Annotated in this window: 14 protein-coding genes, 1 other RNA gene and 1 pseudogene; 6 read left to right on the forward strand and 10 right to left on the reverse strand. The window is 34.7% G+C overall.

Annotation, left to right across the window (positions count from 1 at the left end; translation table 11 throughout):
• Positions 1-198 precede the first annotated feature (198 nt).
• Positions 199-864, reverse strand: a pseudogene (locus ABWU38_RS00695) (magnesium chelatase domain-containing protein); the annotation flags it as partial.
• 125 nt (positions 865-989) lie between these two features.
• Here ABWU38_RS00695 and ABWU38_RS00700 point away from each other — a divergent pair.
• The 3 genes from ABWU38_RS00700 (at position 990) to ABWU38_RS00710 (ending at position 4,540) form a co-directional block, all read left to right on the forward strand.
• Positions 990-1,829, forward strand: coding sequence for a polysaccharide deacetylase family protein (locus ABWU38_RS00700; RefSeq protein ID WP_265016630.1), 840 nt, complete (start codon positions 990-992; stop codon positions 1,827-1,829).
• The gene (locus ABWU38_RS00705; RefSeq protein WP_264687761.1) at positions 1,784-3,340 is read left to right on the forward strand and encodes a penicillin-binding transpeptidase domain-containing protein; all 1,557 of its coding nucleotides are present in this window, start codon (positions 1,784-1,786) and stop codon (positions 3,338-3,340) included. The genes ABWU38_RS00700 and ABWU38_RS00705 overlap by 46 nt, the downstream gene beginning before the upstream one ends.
• Before the next feature lie 126 nt (positions 3,341-3,466).
• The gene (locus tag ABWU38_RS00710) at positions 3,467-4,540 is read left to right on the forward strand and encodes a hypothetical protein (RefSeq protein ID WP_353272303.1); all 1,074 of its coding nucleotides are present in this window, start codon (positions 3,467-3,469) and stop codon (positions 4,538-4,540) included.
• 166 nt (positions 4,541-4,706) lie between these two features.
• Here ABWU38_RS00710 and ABWU38_RS00715 read toward each other — a convergent pair whose 3' ends face one another.
• On the reverse strand, positions 4,707-4,835 hold the full coding sequence (locus ABWU38_RS00715) for a hypothetical protein (RefSeq protein WP_353272304.1): 129 nt from the start codon (positions 4,833-4,835) through the stop codon (positions 4,707-4,709).
• A gap of 657 nt (positions 4,836-5,492) precedes the next feature.
• Between ABWU38_RS00715 and ABWU38_RS00720 the strand changes: the two genes are divergently transcribed.
• Together ABWU38_RS00720 and ABWU38_RS00725 are read left to right on the forward strand one after the other, a co-directional pair.
• Complete coding sequence (locus tag ABWU38_RS00720) at positions 5,493-6,866, forward strand: ankyrin repeat domain-containing protein (RefSeq protein ID WP_264731602.1); 1,374 nt, start codon at positions 5,493-5,495, stop codon at positions 6,864-6,866.
• A 297-nt stretch (positions 6,867-7,163) separates the two neighbouring features.
• A complete protein-coding gene (locus ABWU38_RS00725; protein ID WP_353272305.1) occupies positions 7,164-8,678 on the forward strand; it encodes a secretion system protein in 1,515 nt (504 codons plus the stop codon).
• A gap of 7 nt (positions 8,679-8,685) precedes the next feature.
• Here the strand turns inward: ABWU38_RS00725 and ABWU38_RS00730 are convergent, their stop codons facing one another.
• The 7 genes from ABWU38_RS00730 to ffs form a co-directional block, all read right to left on the reverse strand.
• Positions 8,686-9,621: an outer membrane protein gene (locus ABWU38_RS00730; RefSeq protein ID WP_253309242.1), complete on the reverse strand. Its 936-nt coding sequence runs from the start codon at positions 9,619-9,621 to the stop codon at positions 8,686-8,688.
• Positions 9,622-9,687: 66 nt separating this feature from the next.
• On the reverse strand, positions 9,688-10,923 hold the full coding sequence (gene mtaB / locus ABWU38_RS00735; RefSeq protein WP_353272306.1) for a tRNA (N(6)-L-threonylcarbamoyladenosine(37)-C(2))-methylthiotransferase MtaB: 1,236 nt from the start codon (positions 10,921-10,923) through the stop codon (positions 9,688-9,690).
• Positions 10,924-11,194: 271 nt separating this feature from the next.
• The gene (locus ABWU38_RS00740; protein WP_253309240.1) at positions 11,195-11,353 is read right to left on the reverse strand and encodes a hypothetical protein; all 159 of its coding nucleotides are present in this window, start codon (positions 11,351-11,353) and stop codon (positions 11,195-11,197) included.
• Positions 11,354-11,494: 141 nt separating this feature from the next.
• Positions 11,495-12,166 (reverse strand): P44/Msp2 family outer membrane protein, encoded by a 672-nt coding sequence (locus ABWU38_RS00745; protein WP_253309239.1) that lies wholly within the window; start codon positions 12,164-12,166, stop codon positions 11,495-11,497.
• Positions 12,167-13,028: 862 nt separating this feature from the next.
• Positions 13,029-13,343, reverse strand: coding sequence for a YbaB/EbfC family nucleoid-associated protein (locus ABWU38_RS00750; RefSeq protein ID WP_064125278.1), 315 nt, complete (start codon positions 13,341-13,343; stop codon positions 13,029-13,031).
• 21 nt (positions 13,344-13,364) lie between these two features.
• Positions 13,365-14,849, reverse strand: coding sequence for a DNA polymerase III subunit gamma/tau (gene dnaX, locus ABWU38_RS00755; RefSeq protein WP_265016627.1), 1,485 nt, complete (start codon positions 14,847-14,849; stop codon positions 13,365-13,367).
• Positions 14,850-14,869: 20 nt separating this feature from the next.
• Positions 14,870-14,959: signal recognition particle sRNA small type (gene ffs, locus ABWU38_RS00760), an RNA gene on the reverse strand.
• A gap of 222 nt (positions 14,960-15,181) precedes the next feature.
• Between ffs and ABWU38_RS00765 the strand changes: the two genes are divergently transcribed.
• On the forward strand, positions 15,182-15,835 hold the full coding sequence (locus ABWU38_RS00765) for a glutathione S-transferase family protein (protein WP_064125276.1): 654 nt from the start codon (positions 15,182-15,184) through the stop codon (positions 15,833-15,835).
• Between the two features lies 1 nt (position 15,836).
• Here ABWU38_RS00765 and ABWU38_RS00770 read toward each other — a convergent pair whose 3' ends face one another.
• Positions 15,837-16,484: an O-methyltransferase gene (locus ABWU38_RS00770; RefSeq protein WP_253309236.1), complete on the reverse strand. Its 648-nt coding sequence runs from the start codon at positions 16,482-16,484 to the stop codon at positions 15,837-15,839.
• Between the last annotated feature and the right edge of the window lie 234 nt (positions 16,485-16,718).

Below are 16,718 nucleotides of genomic sequence, written 5' to 3' on the forward strand. Positions count from 1 at the left end.
TACCACTCACTAATCCGGCTAAAATTCAAGAATTTCAATGCTTTAGCTATTTTCAATAGAATTAAGTTTATTAATATAAATAATAAATTACTATTCTTAAATTTGATCAGATTGATTGCAAAAAAACAAGATTTTCAATAGGTTGCTTATAATTCTAGCTATAGTTAGCCTTTCATAAGTAGCGATGCAACAAAGCCTACCAGGAGGGCCAACAAGAAGCATATTATGCCCACCTGCTGCTGCAATTTCAGCTGCTCTTTTTGCAACAACTTGGCCTTTGATATCCTTCATATCGGGAACCAATCTTTTTTCTTTGGGTGCATCACTATAATTAAAAATTACTGGCTGAATTAATTGCTCACCCTTAAAGTGTCTGATAATATCAGTTAATTTCTCTATAGCTAGAATTGAAACATTCTTTACCCATGAAGCCTCTACTCCATTTCCCCTTGGGCAAATTACTCCTTTATTTGCCTTTTTTGCATTAATTGCTGTTGGCAGCACTCCTGAAACTGGAATAACTCTGCCATCAAGAGCCAGTTCACCCATAATTATATAAGACTGAACTTTTTCAACTGGTATCACATTCATTACAACAAGTAGTCCAATAGCGATAGCCAAGTCATAATGACTGCCTTCTTTCAGCAAATCCGCAGGGGAGAGATTAACTGTAATTCTTTTTGGAGGTAGTAGTAGATTGATTGAATTTAACGCTGCTCTGATGCGCTCTTTGGATTCCGCAACAGTTTTATCCGGCAATCCAACAATATTAAAAGCTGGAATACCATTTGCCATATGAATTTGTGCATTGACATTTACTGTGCTAATTCCCTGAAGCGCAACGGTATTTATATTTGCAATCATAATATATTATATAAAATTATTAATATAATATATTAAAGAAGTGATGAAGTAAAGGCTACAGCAATTAAAGATGGCTTAACTTAGCAAAAAAGTGCATAGTATCCTATCACTTTGCTGATTACAAAATGTTTATAAGGATAATAACTTTTCTTTTGCTATACTCAAGCGCGGTTTTCTGTGGTGATTGTAATTTTAATTTACCATACTGTGGGCTCAGTTGTAATCTGGATCTATCATATAGAAATTTAAGTAATATAAAAAAATTGTTGAATAACGACGATAAGTTTGTTGCGCTTACGTTTGATGATGGGCCTTCCAACAATAGAGTAAACGATATTATTAATGTTCTGGAAAGCTATGAAGCAAAAGCAACGTTTTTTGTGCTTGGTGAACGTATAAATAAAAAAACATATGAGATAGTAAAGAAAATCCATGAAGCAGGTCATGAGTTAGGCAATCACTCTTGGTCGCATAGGAAGTTGACATCACTTTCAAGTGAGGAACAATTGCAAGAATTGGAAAAGACAAATACAGCAATTAAAAATGCAATAAAACAAGATGTAAAATGGTTTCGCCCGCCATATGGATGTCATGACGATAATCTGATTGAAAATACTGATCAATTAAATATGTATTCAATATTATGGACAGTTGATTCGCTAGATTGGCAAGGTGATAAACCAGAAGCTTTAGTTGAAAGAGTTTTAAGTAATGTACATAATGGAGCAGTTATACTGTTTCATGATCACAATAACAGATCAAACACAATTGAAGCTTTACCTCATATTATTAAAATACTAAAAAAATCGGGTTACAAGTTTGTTACCTTAAGTGAGTGGGAGGAAAGGGTTTGTAATACGGTAAAAGCCAGAAGTGTAACAATAAAAGAGGGGGAAAAAGTGCGTTTTGAAGGAATGTTATGTGGACAAAAAACAAAGTCTTTAACCGCAGAGCATTCATATTAGGTGGTATTCAGCTTACCATTTCCGCTATTTTTAGCTATAGGTTATATAATTTACAAATACGAAACAGACAAAAGTACGAAGCACTATCTAATAGTAATAGAATAAGAGTCGCTACTATTATGCCTCAGCGGGGCAAAATTTTAGATAGGAATAGCACTGAACTTGCGGTAAACAAAATTTCGTATGTTGTTCTGTTTGATGGGCAAAAAACTTCTGGTGAGGAGGTCGATTTGCAAACATTATCAGAAGTCGAGTCTAAAATAGCAAGATCGTCAGAAACAAAAGTAACTGCTCTTTATAAACGTTATTACCCGTTTGGTTCAATATGTTCTCATGTAATTGGATATACAAAAAGACAGCAAGGCATAAACGAAGTAGGAATCAGCGGTATTGAATATACATATGATCATATATTGAAAGGCAAGTCAGGAAAATCTGAGCAGGAAATAAATTCTAAAAAACGCGTCATAAAAGAATTATCAAGCATACCACAACAAGACGGACAAGATATACAGCTAACAATTGATATTAATCTGCAAGAGAAAATCGCAAAGGTATTTAAAGATCACCAAGGCTCCGCAGTGGTAATTGATGTAAGTAACGGAGAAATTTTAGCACTATATAATTCACCTTCTTACGATAATAATCTTTTTGCTAGCAGACTATCAAATGAGACTTGGGAAAGCTTGAATACTCCTTCATTACCACTTGTGAATCGTGCATTGTCGTATCAAATTCCACCTGGTTCAATATTTAAAGTAATAGTTGCGCTTGCGGGTTTAAAAGACGGGATAATAATACCAGAAGAGAAATTCTCGTGTAAGGGCTATATGAAAATAGGTGAGCGGAAATTTCGTTGCCTGAAAAGCAAAGTCCATGGGTATGTATCTTTAAATGAGGCAATGGCATTATCATGCAACACTTACTTTTATAACATAGGAAAAAAAATAAGTGTAGACTCTCTGGTGGAAATGGCCAGAAAATTTGGTATTGGCGGTGGGTCGCTGATTGGAACGTTTAAGGAAGAAGCTCCGGGATTGTTGCCCGATAGAGATTGGCGCGCACGAAAACTATATTCGCAGTGGTATTTAGGTGACACTATCAACTTAGTTATAGGACAAGGGTATTTGCTTACAACACCACTGCAGCTTGCAGTTCTTGCAGCGAGGATTGCAACAGGAAAAGAGGTAATTCCCCACATTGAAATGAGTAATACAGTGCAAAATTTCCCTGACATTGATGTAGATTATGAGCATTTTAGCATAATTCGAAAAGCTATGTTTGACGTGGTGAATTCTAACTATAGAAAAGGGCTAAGCAGCATACAAATTGCCGGCAAAACCGGTACACCAGAGATAAACTCTAAGGGTGAAAGTCATAAGTTATTTATCGCTTATGGTCCTTACCATAACCCGCGCTACGCAATCTCTGTGTTTATAGAACACGGCAAAGCCCCGCGCCAAGATGTTGCTATGGCTAATGAGATATTTCAATACATGCTTGAAAAGTAACTATAAATATTATGGCTATTACTTGTCGTGTATTATCTTAATATAAACATTAATTTAGTCATAAACTATTGACGAATGATGATAATCTAGTTATTATTAAATTATCATTAACAAGTGAAGTAAAAAATGCGTACATCAAATCTTGGTCCTTTAATTGCTGTTTTATCATTATCTGCATTTAGTTTCACAGCTGGTCAATATCTTCCTTATGTTATTACAGCAATTTCTGGTTCTGGTGCCATTGCAGCAGTTCCTTTAGCAATTTTTGCTGTTTCTACGGTTGTTGCATTGGCTTCAGTGATATATCTTATTAAACGGGCCATTTCTATAGCTGGTAATGAGAAAAAAATAGATCTGAGTGGAAAAGAATTTGATCAGTCTGACCAACAACATACTGAATTTCCAGAACCAACAAAAAAATCTGTGTGTGAAAATGGTACTGATCTGAAGAATAAGTCAAGTACGCCTACTCTTTCACAACATCAGCTAACACTTGGTGTAGCAATTCCTCCATTAACTGGTACTCCACCACCACCTCCTCCTCCTATGCCAACTCCTGAGCAATTGAATCAAGCAAGTGGTGCACCAGCTCCCAAGCTTACGATGCAAACCAAGGATGATGATATGTTCGCAGGGATAAAGAATGTAAAACTAAAGGAAACTGGTGGTCCTAGTATGCCTAAAGCTAATAATGATTTGCTTAAGGCAATAAAAAAAGGAACAAAACTCACGAACAAGAAAGAGTCTGACAAGAGGGAGAAAGAGAGGTTAAATAAACTGGAAGATGTGCAACCAAAAAATCTTATAGATGTTTTGTCCAAAAAGCTTCAGTCTCGATTTAAAGCAAATTATTCGAGTGATAGTGATGACGAAGATGACGATCAAAATCGTACACTTAATAGTGAATGGGAAGATGAACATCAAACACCTCCAAACCACCAATCAGACGATGAAAAAGGAACAAGCACTCCCGAGAGTGGTTATAGATCTGATGATGTGGATCAACAATATCCTAAAATTGCAGCTTTGCCAAGCCACCAACCAAATACAGAAAAGCCACCAATACCTCCTAAGCCTGCTAATTTACAAACAGGACCTCAAGCTCCTCCTGCAACAACAGTGACTGAGGTGAATAGTGAGGTGAAAGATCTATCTACTCTTCCTTTTAAGGATCGCAAGGCACAGTTTGAGGGCAAATGAATTTCTTCCATTTGCCCTCTTCATAAGTAGCTATACAACAAAGCCCACTGGGATCCAGAAAAAAGGATGGTGTCATCCAAGTAGCTGACACTGGTTCCTTTATGACGGCAGTGCCCAGACACTGGTTCACTCTATAATAGTATCATTCCAGTGCCCCTTTCTCCTGTCATCCGAGTAGCTCCTTTCTTGTCATTCCAGTGCTCCTTTTTTTGTCATTCCAGTGCGTGACACTGGAATCCAGCCTTTTCATAATCATCAAAACGTTGTATTTTAACATAAAACGGCTACTTTTCACTCACTAACTTAGCTAGATCCCAGTGCCCTCTTCTTGTCATTCCAGTGCGTGACACTGGAATCCAGCCTTTTCATAATCATCAAAACGTTGTATTTTAACATAAAACGGCTACTTTTATACTCACCAACTTAGCTAGATCCCAATGTCTGAGCACTGGGATGACAAAAAAAGGAGCACTGGAATGACACCTCTCTTGGGCTCTTTTAGCTACAAATATTTAAGAAATTTACCAAATGAAAAAAAAGGCAAAAGAAGCCCCGAGTAGCGAGTTTTGACTCTATATTACTGTAAGTGGCGCTGTAATAATGTGCTGACGCTTAGTTTAAGCGCGGTTTGGCTGAATGTAGAAAAAATTTAAAAGACATGCAGCCGCTATAATTTTATGTAATCCGCCAAAAAATACCCTAAGTTTTTTACTGAATTTTGTCATTGAGCCTGCAGGTCAAAAACAAGTTTTGAGTCATAAATACCCTTATTGTCATAATAAGGGGGCTGGCGGAGTTTGTCAAGTGGTTTTTTTGTTTCATCCAACGCGCTGCCAAAAGTTTGTTATGCAAGAATGCATAGTATCCTAGCCATTTCTCACAGATTCATTTAAACTTAATCAAGTAGGAGTATTATTAACGCGAAAAGGGTTCAATTAGAGACTTAAGTGATATGGCGCGTGAGGAAGATATAAACCAATTAGTAGAAAATGGATTTGATATTAACTCAAAAGATGCAAGTGGAATCACTCTCTTGCATAAGTTCACAAAAGAAGGCGATTTAGTTGGAGTAAAATCATTGCTAGAGCACGAAGCTGATTTTAATGTCGTAGACAACGAAAATAGAAACCCACTGCATTACGCCATTATGCATGGACACAAGAAAATTGCTAAACTTTTTGTTAATCAACTGACAATCAATTCCAAGGATAAAAATGGATTCACTCCACTGCACCTTGCTGCACTACAAGATGACACGGAATTAATAGATTTTTTGATAACAAAAGGCGCAAAAATTAATGAAAAAGACGCCAAAGAGGGCTATACTCCTCTTCATATAGCTTCACTATACGGTTCTAAAAAAAGCGTCCAAATTTTAATTGATAGCGGAGCAAATCTCGAATGTGAAGATAACAATTTTCGCACTCCTTTGTTTTTAACTATCTATCAATGCACTGCACATTATGACAGCAGAGCAGAAATTATAGAATATCTGATAAAGAAAGGTGCAAATATAGAAGCCAAAGATGCAGAAAATAACACTACGCTTTTCCTAGCAGCGTATAACAACAAAATGCAAATAGTTAAACTTATTGCAAAAAGACAGCAAGCAAGTAACGATGAAATTAAACTTAAAGAGTTTTTTTGCACAAAAAACAACCATGGTTTTGATGCATTAGATTGCGCTATTGAGCATAATAATAGAAAAATGGTAACATTTCTTGTATCAAAAGGAATAGATGCAAATGATCAAGATTTTAATGGCAACGCCAGGCTGCATAAAGCTAGCCATAATGGTAACACTAAAACAGTTAAGCTCTTATTGAAGCTTAAGGTAAACATTAATGCTGTTACTAAATGTAACAGAACTCCCTTGCTACTGGCAGTTAAAAAAGGCCATACAAAAATTGTGAAAATGTTATTGGAAGTTAGAGCCAATATGAACATTTGTGAGCAACAAGGTTTTGCACCTCTACATCTTGCTGTTCAAAAGGATTATTTTGATATAGCTCAGCTGTTAACAGAAAAAGGTGCAGACCTTAACATTAAGTGTAATAACGGTCATACCGCAATAGATATATTCATTAGCAAGGCTCATAGCAAAAAAAACATCGAAGAAAATTACAAAAAATTTTGTAGATTTTTGATGCTTTACCTGAAAGAGCTACATAGTAAACACAAAGCCTGTTGTATACTTTCAACCCTAGCTCTAAGCTTAACAATTATAGGCTTACCATTTATTTTTAAGCCTATTATTAAATATAGAGAAAGAAGTAAAATATATAAAAAAACTAAGGCTATGCTGGAAAACTTACTCTACATTTAAGTACAAGAGGGGCGTACAAAAAAACATATATAGCTATACCGCCACGGCGCTAACGAGTAGCGGAATGACGAGTTACTATACCGCCGCGAACCGTCATACCGTCACGGTATCTCTAGATCCCGCTAACACGTAGCGGGATGACGGTTTTTCAAATCGTCGGTAAATCTAAGTCAGTTTAGCTATAGCCAGTGTAGGTCAAGCTAATATATGACAATTATCTGCTCGATGAAAACGAAATTAAATACATTTTTAATATTTTTATAGAAATCTATTAGTATAGATCTATATGCTGTTCTAATGGCTATTTTTAAATGCTTAATACTCCTCTTCATTATTTCTTGCACACACCTGCCTACTAAGCAACATCTCACTAATATAGGCAACGAAGATCATCATGATATAGGTGAGCACGATTATTCGTTGCAGCAATACAACACCTCTTTGGAGATTAATGAACCGGCAATACCAGAAATTATGCCTTTACCAATAGAGTTTCCCGATCTCACAATCAGTAATCAGCTTATTTCTATTAATGTTAGTGAAGAAGTATCAGTAAAAGATTTGCTGATTGAGATAGGAAAACTTTCTGACGTTAACTTGGATATAGACCCAAAAATATCAGGTAATATTATTTTAAAGCTAAAAGATAAGAATATAAATGAAGTAATTCAGAGTATAGCAAATAGCGCCAAATTGCGTTACTCAACAAGCAATGGTGTAATTAGAATTGAGCAGGACTTGCCATACGCGCAAAATTATTACGCAGACTTCATTAATATTCAACATTCTGCTCAAAGCAGTTTCGTCATTAGTAACAATATTACTAACAGTGATGGAAGTCACACTGATAGGGACTTTAACAATGTTATGAAGTCTCAATACAGTAGTGACTTATGGAATTCATTAGAAAAAGGCTTGAATGCAATAATGGATGTTAACGGGGTGGATGATGGCGAATTCCTTTCATCCAACAGAGAAGCTGGTGTTATTATTTTGAATGCTAGAAAAGATATCCATAAAGCTGTTGAAGAATATATTAATAAGGTTAAGAAATTAGCGTCTTCTCAAGTAATGATAGAGGCAAAAATAGTTGAAGTTGTGTTAGATGACAAATATCTTTCTGGTATAAACTTAAATGACTTACGCGATGGAACTAAGTCTATAATAAATCAAGATAACTCCATTATTAACCTAGCAATGAACTTTGGTGCGAGTGATCTAGGAGATTTAATAAGAAATTTAGACAAATTTGGCACTTCAACTGTAATTTCAAGCCTCAGAGTACATGCTATAAATAATCAGCAAGCGATGATTTCATTTACTAAAAACCATATTTATTTTACTTCCGACATACAAAAAGATACTAGAAATTCTAATCAGACCTTAATTACCAAGATGAATAGTGTTCCAATAGGTGTTGTGCTAATAATCCACCCAAGCATTAACATTGATACTAGTGAAATATTCATGGATATACATCCAACTTTATCAAGAATTAACGGCTACATTAAAGATCCAGATATAGAGTACATCGCACAGCAGAGTAAAATGAAATTAAATAGCGACATTCCAATTGTTGAAATCAGAGAAATGAACTCTATGTTAAAAATTAAGAGCGGTGAAATTATGGTAATCGGCGGGCTTATAGAACATAGGGAAGATAAGCAAAGCTTTAAAGCTACATTACATCAGAAGTCAAAAAGGCTAGCGAATAACATTAGAACAGTAGAAACTGTCATTTTTTTAAAAGCAACAATCGTACCAACATTTGGTTTGTTAGATAGAAAAGATAAGAATTTATATATATATTAAATCACTACTAAAAATTAAATATCAAACCAACTTCAATATTATGAGTGGATATGTCATCTGCAACAGGTATCGGAACGCTAAAGTAACGATAGCCGAGAAAGGTTTTGACTTCTGGGATTATTGAATAGTTAATACCAAGCTTTATTTGATAAGCAAACCAAGGAACATTAAGTGGCATTGAACTTTGGGGTGATCCATTAATTCTTTTTAATCTAAAAACTGTTGGTCCTATACCAAGGCCGATGTATGGAGCAAATTGCGTATCCTGAAAGCTGGGATTATAATATAAGTTTAACAAAAACGCAAATATACTTGCTGATTTATCAAATACCAGAGGAGAATTACTATTTTCAATATTGGCTCTAGAATACATGGCTTCAAAATCAACTCGGCCATTTTCTCCAGCATAGTAACCTAAAGATATGCTGTTAACCCATTGGAAATCAATTTTACCATTAAATTCTTTTATGCTTTTAATTTCATTTGCCACTATATTTTTTATCATAAAACCATAATGACTTTCAACTAAAGTTAGGACTCTCTCCCCTATTGCCTTTATACCCTTTACAAATGTTTCTGAATTATCATGGTATACCTTACCACCGTTAGCACTAACATAAAAATCAAGTTTTTTTGATTTTTCTTTTGTAGGCTGCTCATTATCAGCTTGATCTGCAATACGTGACCACATATTTTTCTGATCAGCTACTTGGAGAATAGAAGGTTGTTCAGTAGGACTACTTTCAAGTTCTTGATATTTTAAATCATTTATTAGTATTTTTTTCTCAGTAACCTCTTCAGAATGCATTACATCTTCATTATTGTCCGTTTCTAGTTTTAAGAGTTGTACTTGCTCAATGTGTGTATTACTAATATAAGTAATAAAAAAATAGACACATGGAATGAAAATCAAAAATAAAGTAATAGATATTTTAGTTATCACAAATGAACCCATAATTATCATTTATAGTATAACTACTATATCATATATTTCTTTAATGTACAAAAATTAAGAAAGAATATTTCCAATTAGATAATTATTTTCCACTCCTTTAACATTAATTTTCACAATACTCTTGGCTTGAGCTTTTGATTCAAGCTTTACTAATGCAAAATTTTCTGTTCTACCGACATTATTTTGCTCAACCAGAACACTTTGTTCAGTGCCTATCAAAGATTGATAAAAGCTACTCATCATTTCTCTATTCATTTCTCTTAAATTTTTTACTCGTTCTTTACGCACATTCTCTGGTACTTGTGGCATTCGTGCAGCAGGTGTATTCTTCCGCTCTGAATATGGAAAAGCATGTAGGTAAACTATATTTGTTTTTTTCAGTAAATCAACTGTATCCTGAAACATTTCATCAGTTTCTGTTGGAAATCCAGCAATAATATCAGCGCCAAATGCTATATTAGGCCTCAAGCTCTTCATTTTATGACAAAATTCTATTACTTGTTCTCTGTTGTGACGACGCTTCATTCTCTTTAGTATTAAATTATTACCAGATTGTAGACTCAAATGTAAATGAGGCATAAGTCTTGACTCATTAGCTATTAAATCCATTAATTCGTCGTCAACTTCAGCAACATCGATAGAGGAAAGTCTTAGCCTCTTCAACTCTGGTATATCTTTTAAAACTCTCCTAATCATTGAACCAAGTGATGGCTTGGCAAACAAATCTGTACCAAAGTCAGTAATATCAACACCTGTAAACACTACTTCTTGATATCCATTTTCTACAAAGATCCTAATTTGCTCTATAATACTGTTTATTGGCACAGATTGATTATTCCCTCTTGCCTCAGTAATTGAGCAAAATGTGCAGCTATGATTACAACCATTTTGAATTTCAATAAATGCCCTTGATTTATCTTCAAATCCATTAATTAGAACAGGTTCTGATTTGTTTACTTGGTTATCACTGACTAAGATTTTATCGTCATTTAGTAAGTAATTTTCAGCTTTTAGCTTATCTTGATTACCGAGCACTTTACTTACACCAGGAATGCTACTGTAAACTTCTGGATCCAACTGAACAGCACAACCAACTACGATAATTTCTTTACTTGGGTCGTTTTTATAGATCTTACGTATTTTTTGCTTTACTTGGCGTTCTGCTTCGTTTGTCACTGCACAGCTATGTACCACAACAACATTTTTTCTTTCTGCTTTTTTTAATGCTTCTTTGATTAACTCACTCTCGTAAAAATTTAGACGACAACCAAATGTTATCACTTCATTCATGCTAGTATTTTTTAGACCTTACAATTTAAATTATATCACACATCCAAGCAAAGTCTCTTGCATGACGATTGTTTTGGTAGATAAATGCTATGCAAGCAGCAGACACTGGGATGGCTTTGTTGCATAGCAACGTAAGTTTTTTCCAGAGTAAATAATTTTATGCGACTATTTTAAATTTAGGCATACCAATTACGTTGCAAATATCATTTTATAAACCCGACTGTTTGTCTCAAACCTATTCTGAACAGATGGGTTATTATATGTATCAAAATTACCACTTTGTTGCTGTAAATATTGTTGCCACCCTGCATTTTGGCCCAATTTCATACCAATTTTCTATGGCTTCGTTGATATCATGAAAAATATTTCCTCTTTTTTCTAGAAACTTGTTATATTCGTTTTGGTTACTGACTCTCATTTTTTGTGGCATATTTATCCTTAAATCGTCATTTTATAATGAATTTAGTCAGTAATCACTAGTTTTTCTGAACGCTATGCAACAAAGCCACCCCAGTGTCATGCTACTTGAATGACAAGAAAAAACCCACTGGGATAACAAGATTGAGATAGACTAGAAATTAAACGCTACTCCAGCTTCTGCACCAACAGTGCTGTAAAGAACTTTGAGTTCCCCTTTGCCGTCTTTGTCAGTTTTATCAAAGTTAGCACCATAAGAACCGAAATAGCGAGCTCCAGCGTAAAGTTTGACTTCTGGAGTTACATCGTAACTAACACCAGCTCTTGCTTGACCAGCAAAAGCAAATTTACCATTTTGACTACTCACAGCAGTTGCCAAAGGTGTGCTAATATACGCTGCACCAACACCAACACCAACATATGGAGTGATAGGCATGTCTTCAATCGCTACATCGTAATAAACGTTAACTAATCCTGAAATTGCTGTTAAGCTTTCTGCAACTGTATCACCTACTACATCTGCATCTTTATTCAACCATGAGTAAAGTCCTTCAACGTCAACCCTGATGTCGTCCATTTTATAACCAAACGCACCACCGCCAGCTATAAAAGATGCTTTTAAGGGACTATTATTGTCTTTGCCTGATTTATGTGCAATACCATCAACTTTTGTGAAAAGAGGTAAAATTTCACCGTTGTATTGCAAACGAACGTAGTAGCTAGTTTCTTCATCACTTATTGGACCAACAGGATCTGAGAAAGCAGAGTTTGATAAACTTAGCAACGTTGCTAAAGCGGCTGCTGAAAAAAACTTTTTATAATGCATAATTGTCCTCGTAAAAAAAAATTAAAATTCCACTTTAGCAGTCTAAGTAACAACTAAAGTTAAGTCAAGTGCTAACTTAATAACACAAAATATTCTACATTTTAACTAATTTTTAGGAGAAGACAAAGATTTTATTAATGAATAAATAGAGTTACACGACTTTTGATTTTTTGGTATAGCTAACATAGGTAAGATTTACTATCGAAAGACCTCGTCATTCCGCTGCTTGTTAGCGGATGAGATACCGTGACGGTATGACGTAGGACTGCTGTCATTCCGCCACGTGTTAGCGGGATCTAGAGATACCGTGAGTAGGACTTGCTGTCATTCCGCTACGTGTTAGCAGCTGAGATACCGCGAATGAATCGCGGTATGACGGTTAATTATTCCGCGCGGGATGACAAGAAAGGAGCAGCAGGATGACGCCTCACCATGTCATTCCAGTGCTTGACACTGGAATCTAGTCCTTATTATGCAGCCTACTTGACACGTTCATTAAAGTTAAGTTTCCTGGATCCAAGTAGTCAGGGCACTGGAATGACAGGGGAAGGTACTAGCCTGACAACCGTCATCCCGCTACGTGTTAGCGGGATCTAGAGATACCGTGACGGTATGACGTAGGACTGCTGTCATTCCGCCACGTGTTAGCGGCTGAGATACCGCGAATGAATCGCGGTATGACGGTTCGTGGCAGCAGACGATAACCTCATCATCCCGCTACATGTTAGCGGATGAGATACCGCGAATGAACCGCGGTATGACGTAGGGCTGTGCTAGCTATAGGTGCATTATATGAAGAAGTACTGGCGTTAGAAATATTAAAAAAGAAATACTTACACCAAAAGAAACTTCAGTAGTAAATTCAAAAAGGAAGTTTAAACCCAGGTGGTAAACCCATCATACCTGCAAGATCAGAAGTTGCATTTGCCATATCTTCTTCTGCTTTTTTAACGGCATCATTAAACGCTGCTGTTACTAAATCCTCTACTATATCTTTTTCCTCATTTCTCATAAGTTCTAAGTCTATGTTCACCTTTTTAGCTTTATAGCTACCTATTTTTATGACTTCCACTAATACAGAAACTTTGCCACCACCAGAAATACCTTGAAACTCTTTCCCAACATATTTTTCTTGAGCTTCTGCAAGCTTTTTTTGCATCTCTTGCGCTTGTTTCATTATTTGACTAAAATCCACAACTTACTCCTTATTTTCTATATTAACTACTTTTGCACCTTTAAATGTATCAAGTATATCCTTAACTGCAGGTGCATAATTTAAATTACTCACTTCCCTATTTATATAACCCGTATCAACTGTAATAACCCACTCCTGCTGAGTCACCTGGTTTAAGTAATTTTTTAAATCATTGCAAAAATTACTATCCAACTTAGATACAGCTTTTAATTTTAAATATCCAGGTTTACAATCTATTAATTGTAGATTATTACACAGTTGTTTGTAAAGATAAATTTGGTTACTCCGCCTTAATAGTTGCAAAACTTTGTCAAAATCATAATTTTGTTGCTGTTCATTTCCTATACTATGCGTATTTCCCTGCTGTGCATTCTGCGAAAGAATTTTTTTGACCACTTGTTCCGGAGAAGGCAGATCAGAAAGATAACAGAGGCTAATTAACATCATTTCAGCAGCAACATCGTTGCATGTTGAAGTTTTTATATCTTGAATACCTTTAAGCAACACCTTCCACAATCTCGAAAAAAATATTAAAGACTTCTTTATACTTAAATCTTTTATCCTGTTCTTTTCATACTCTGTAACTGCATTATCAATTTCTTTTGTAATCAAAAAACGGCATACTAACTGAATTGTTTGCAATAGACCTTCAAAAATACTAAGTGGGTTTGCTGTTTTTATCGCCTTGTCAAACACTGATAGAGCTTTCTGTAAATCACCTTCTAATATTGCTCCTAATAGATCGAATATAATATCTTTATCCACTAGGCCAAGTATGTCTATCACATTTTTAGTGGATATTGCACCATCTTTGCTATATAGCACTGCTTGATTCATCAAAAACAAGGCGTTACGCATTGAATTTCCAGAATGTCGTGCAATTAACTCTAATGCCCCCTTTTCAATGGAATAACTCTCTTTTTGTGCAACATCATTTAAACGTTCTACTATTTTAGCTACAGGAATGTTGTGTAAATCAAATCTTTGACAACGTGCAATAATAGTTATTGGTATCTTTTTTATTTCTGTAGTTGCTAAAATGAATTTTACACTAGAGGGTGGCTCTTCTAGGGTTTTAAGTAATGCGTTAAATGCACTGCTGGATAACATGTGTACTTCATCTATAATGTAGACTTTGAATTTAGAGCTTATAGGTGAATAGCAAATATCTCCCAGGATTACTTTAACATCGTCAATGCTAGTGTGACTTGCTGCATCAATTTCAATCACATCTGGATGGCTTGAATTTTTTATTGCTAGACAATTTTCACATGATCCGCAAGGTTCAAAAATTGGCCCCAGGGAACAATTCAAACATAAAGCTATTATCCTTGCAGTGGTGGTTTTACCAACTCCACTACTACCAGAGAGCAGTATAGACTGTGGGATTTTGTTTAAAATAAAAGCATTTTCTAATACACGCACTAATATATCTTGACCTACTAGATCTTTAAAGCTACTAGGACGATGTTTTAATGCTATATTCATAGCCTCTGATAAAACAAATAAGAAATAGGTATGCAACCCAAAAAGGTTCTGATATGGCTGCTTCATTTCTGATCTGACCAAATTACAGAGTTTTTGCCTGCATACCTTATAAAATATTATACTTTTTTTTTTATTTAGCAAGGTATATCCTATATTAGTCTTATAATTTATATGTTAGACCTTTTGCAACATTACTTTGGAGTAAACAACTGTTACCTAAAATACTCTTCTCTTGTCATTCCAACTTGGATCCAGAGAAAAAAGATGTGGATTTCAGTGTCACACACTGGAATAACAACCTATAGGTACTGGGATAACAAAAGAGGAATATTATGATTTTATATCATTTTCCTCTTTGTCCATTTTCACGAAAAGTTAGAACTTTTCTAAAAGAAAAAAAATTAGGCTGCGATCTAGTGTATGAAAATCCGTGGGAAAAACGGAATGAATTTATGGAGATCAATCCAACTGGGCAAGTACCAGTATTAATAGATAATAACTTTGTAATAGCGGATAGTAATGCCATTTGTGAATATATAGAAGAGACTTACAATAGCGACGTCAAATTACTTGGTTCATCCACTATTATTAAGTCTAAAATACGCGCTCTAATCAATTGGTTTGACAACAAATTTTACAATGAAGTTACTAAGTATATTATGAATGAAAAAGTAATTACTAACCGCAGCCCTGACTCTAGATTTCTTCATGCAGCTCAGCATAACCTGCCTTGCCATATGGAATACATCGAACACTTAATTAACAAGAACGTTTGGCTTGCAACTGATAAGTTCACTTTGGCTGATATTGCTTTAGCATCGCATATTTCCGTAATGGATTATGTAAGTAGTTTTCCATGGGAAAAAAGTAAAATTTTAAAAGAATGGTACTCCATTGTTAAATCAAAGCCTTGTTTTCGTGAGATATTATTAGAGAGAGTTTCCGGTTTAACCCCTCCTAAACATTACGCTGACCTTGATTTTTAACTTATGTTAGCTTTAAAGCTACAGTCATTCCTTCATCAGTTGGAATCAATATAGAGAAATATTTCTTTTCATCTGATAATCTATTATTAAACTCCCTCATAGCATGCCATGATTTTTCTGATACTTCTTTTGGAGGCGATTCTAAAAATACTGTATTAAATAATAGAGTGTTATCTGCAACGATTAGCCCATCTTGTTTAATGTATGACTCTGCCCAATCTAAATACTTAGGATAACTACTTTTGTCAGCATCGATGAATATCATGTCAAATGGTGCCTTTGCTGATAATTCATTAATTTTTTCCAGTGCATCACCTTCTATTAGAGTAATTTTATCACTTAGATTAAAAGCACTAAAATTTTTTTTTGCTATTCTTGAGTGTTGAGGATTATTTTCTATTGTATATATATGACCGTCTTTCAGTAGAGCTTTTGCCATGCAAATCGACGAATAACCGTATAACGTGCCAATCTCAACAATACTTTTGATTTTATGGATTTTTATAAATAAACTTAATAGCTTTCCTTCTTCAGGGCCAATCTGAATATGTTGCTTTTTTTCAAGAATACAATATTCTTCTATTTTTTTATATTCTTTTGCAAATAGATTTCTTATATATGATAATTTTATACTAAAATTATTACGCATTACGTTTTATATTATAAATTAGGGAAGCTTAATTCATACACAGTTTATAAATATAATAATATAGTTTAAAATAATAAAAACATTTATTTTAAGTTATTATTTCATAGTATAAAATTTTAAGTGACAAAAATTATTATATATCGTACTATGGTTAACTAGTATAATAATCGATTGTTTATTATACTAGAATTAAAGGGATTGTTTATGCGCATTTCTCTTTTTAAAATATAATTT

Origin of the sequence: Wolbachia endosymbiont (group A) of Urophora cardui (assembly GCF_964028435.1) — a bacterium.
In the GTDB taxonomy this organism is placed as follows: Bacteria; Pseudomonadota; Alphaproteobacteria; order Rickettsiales; family Anaplasmataceae; genus Wolbachia.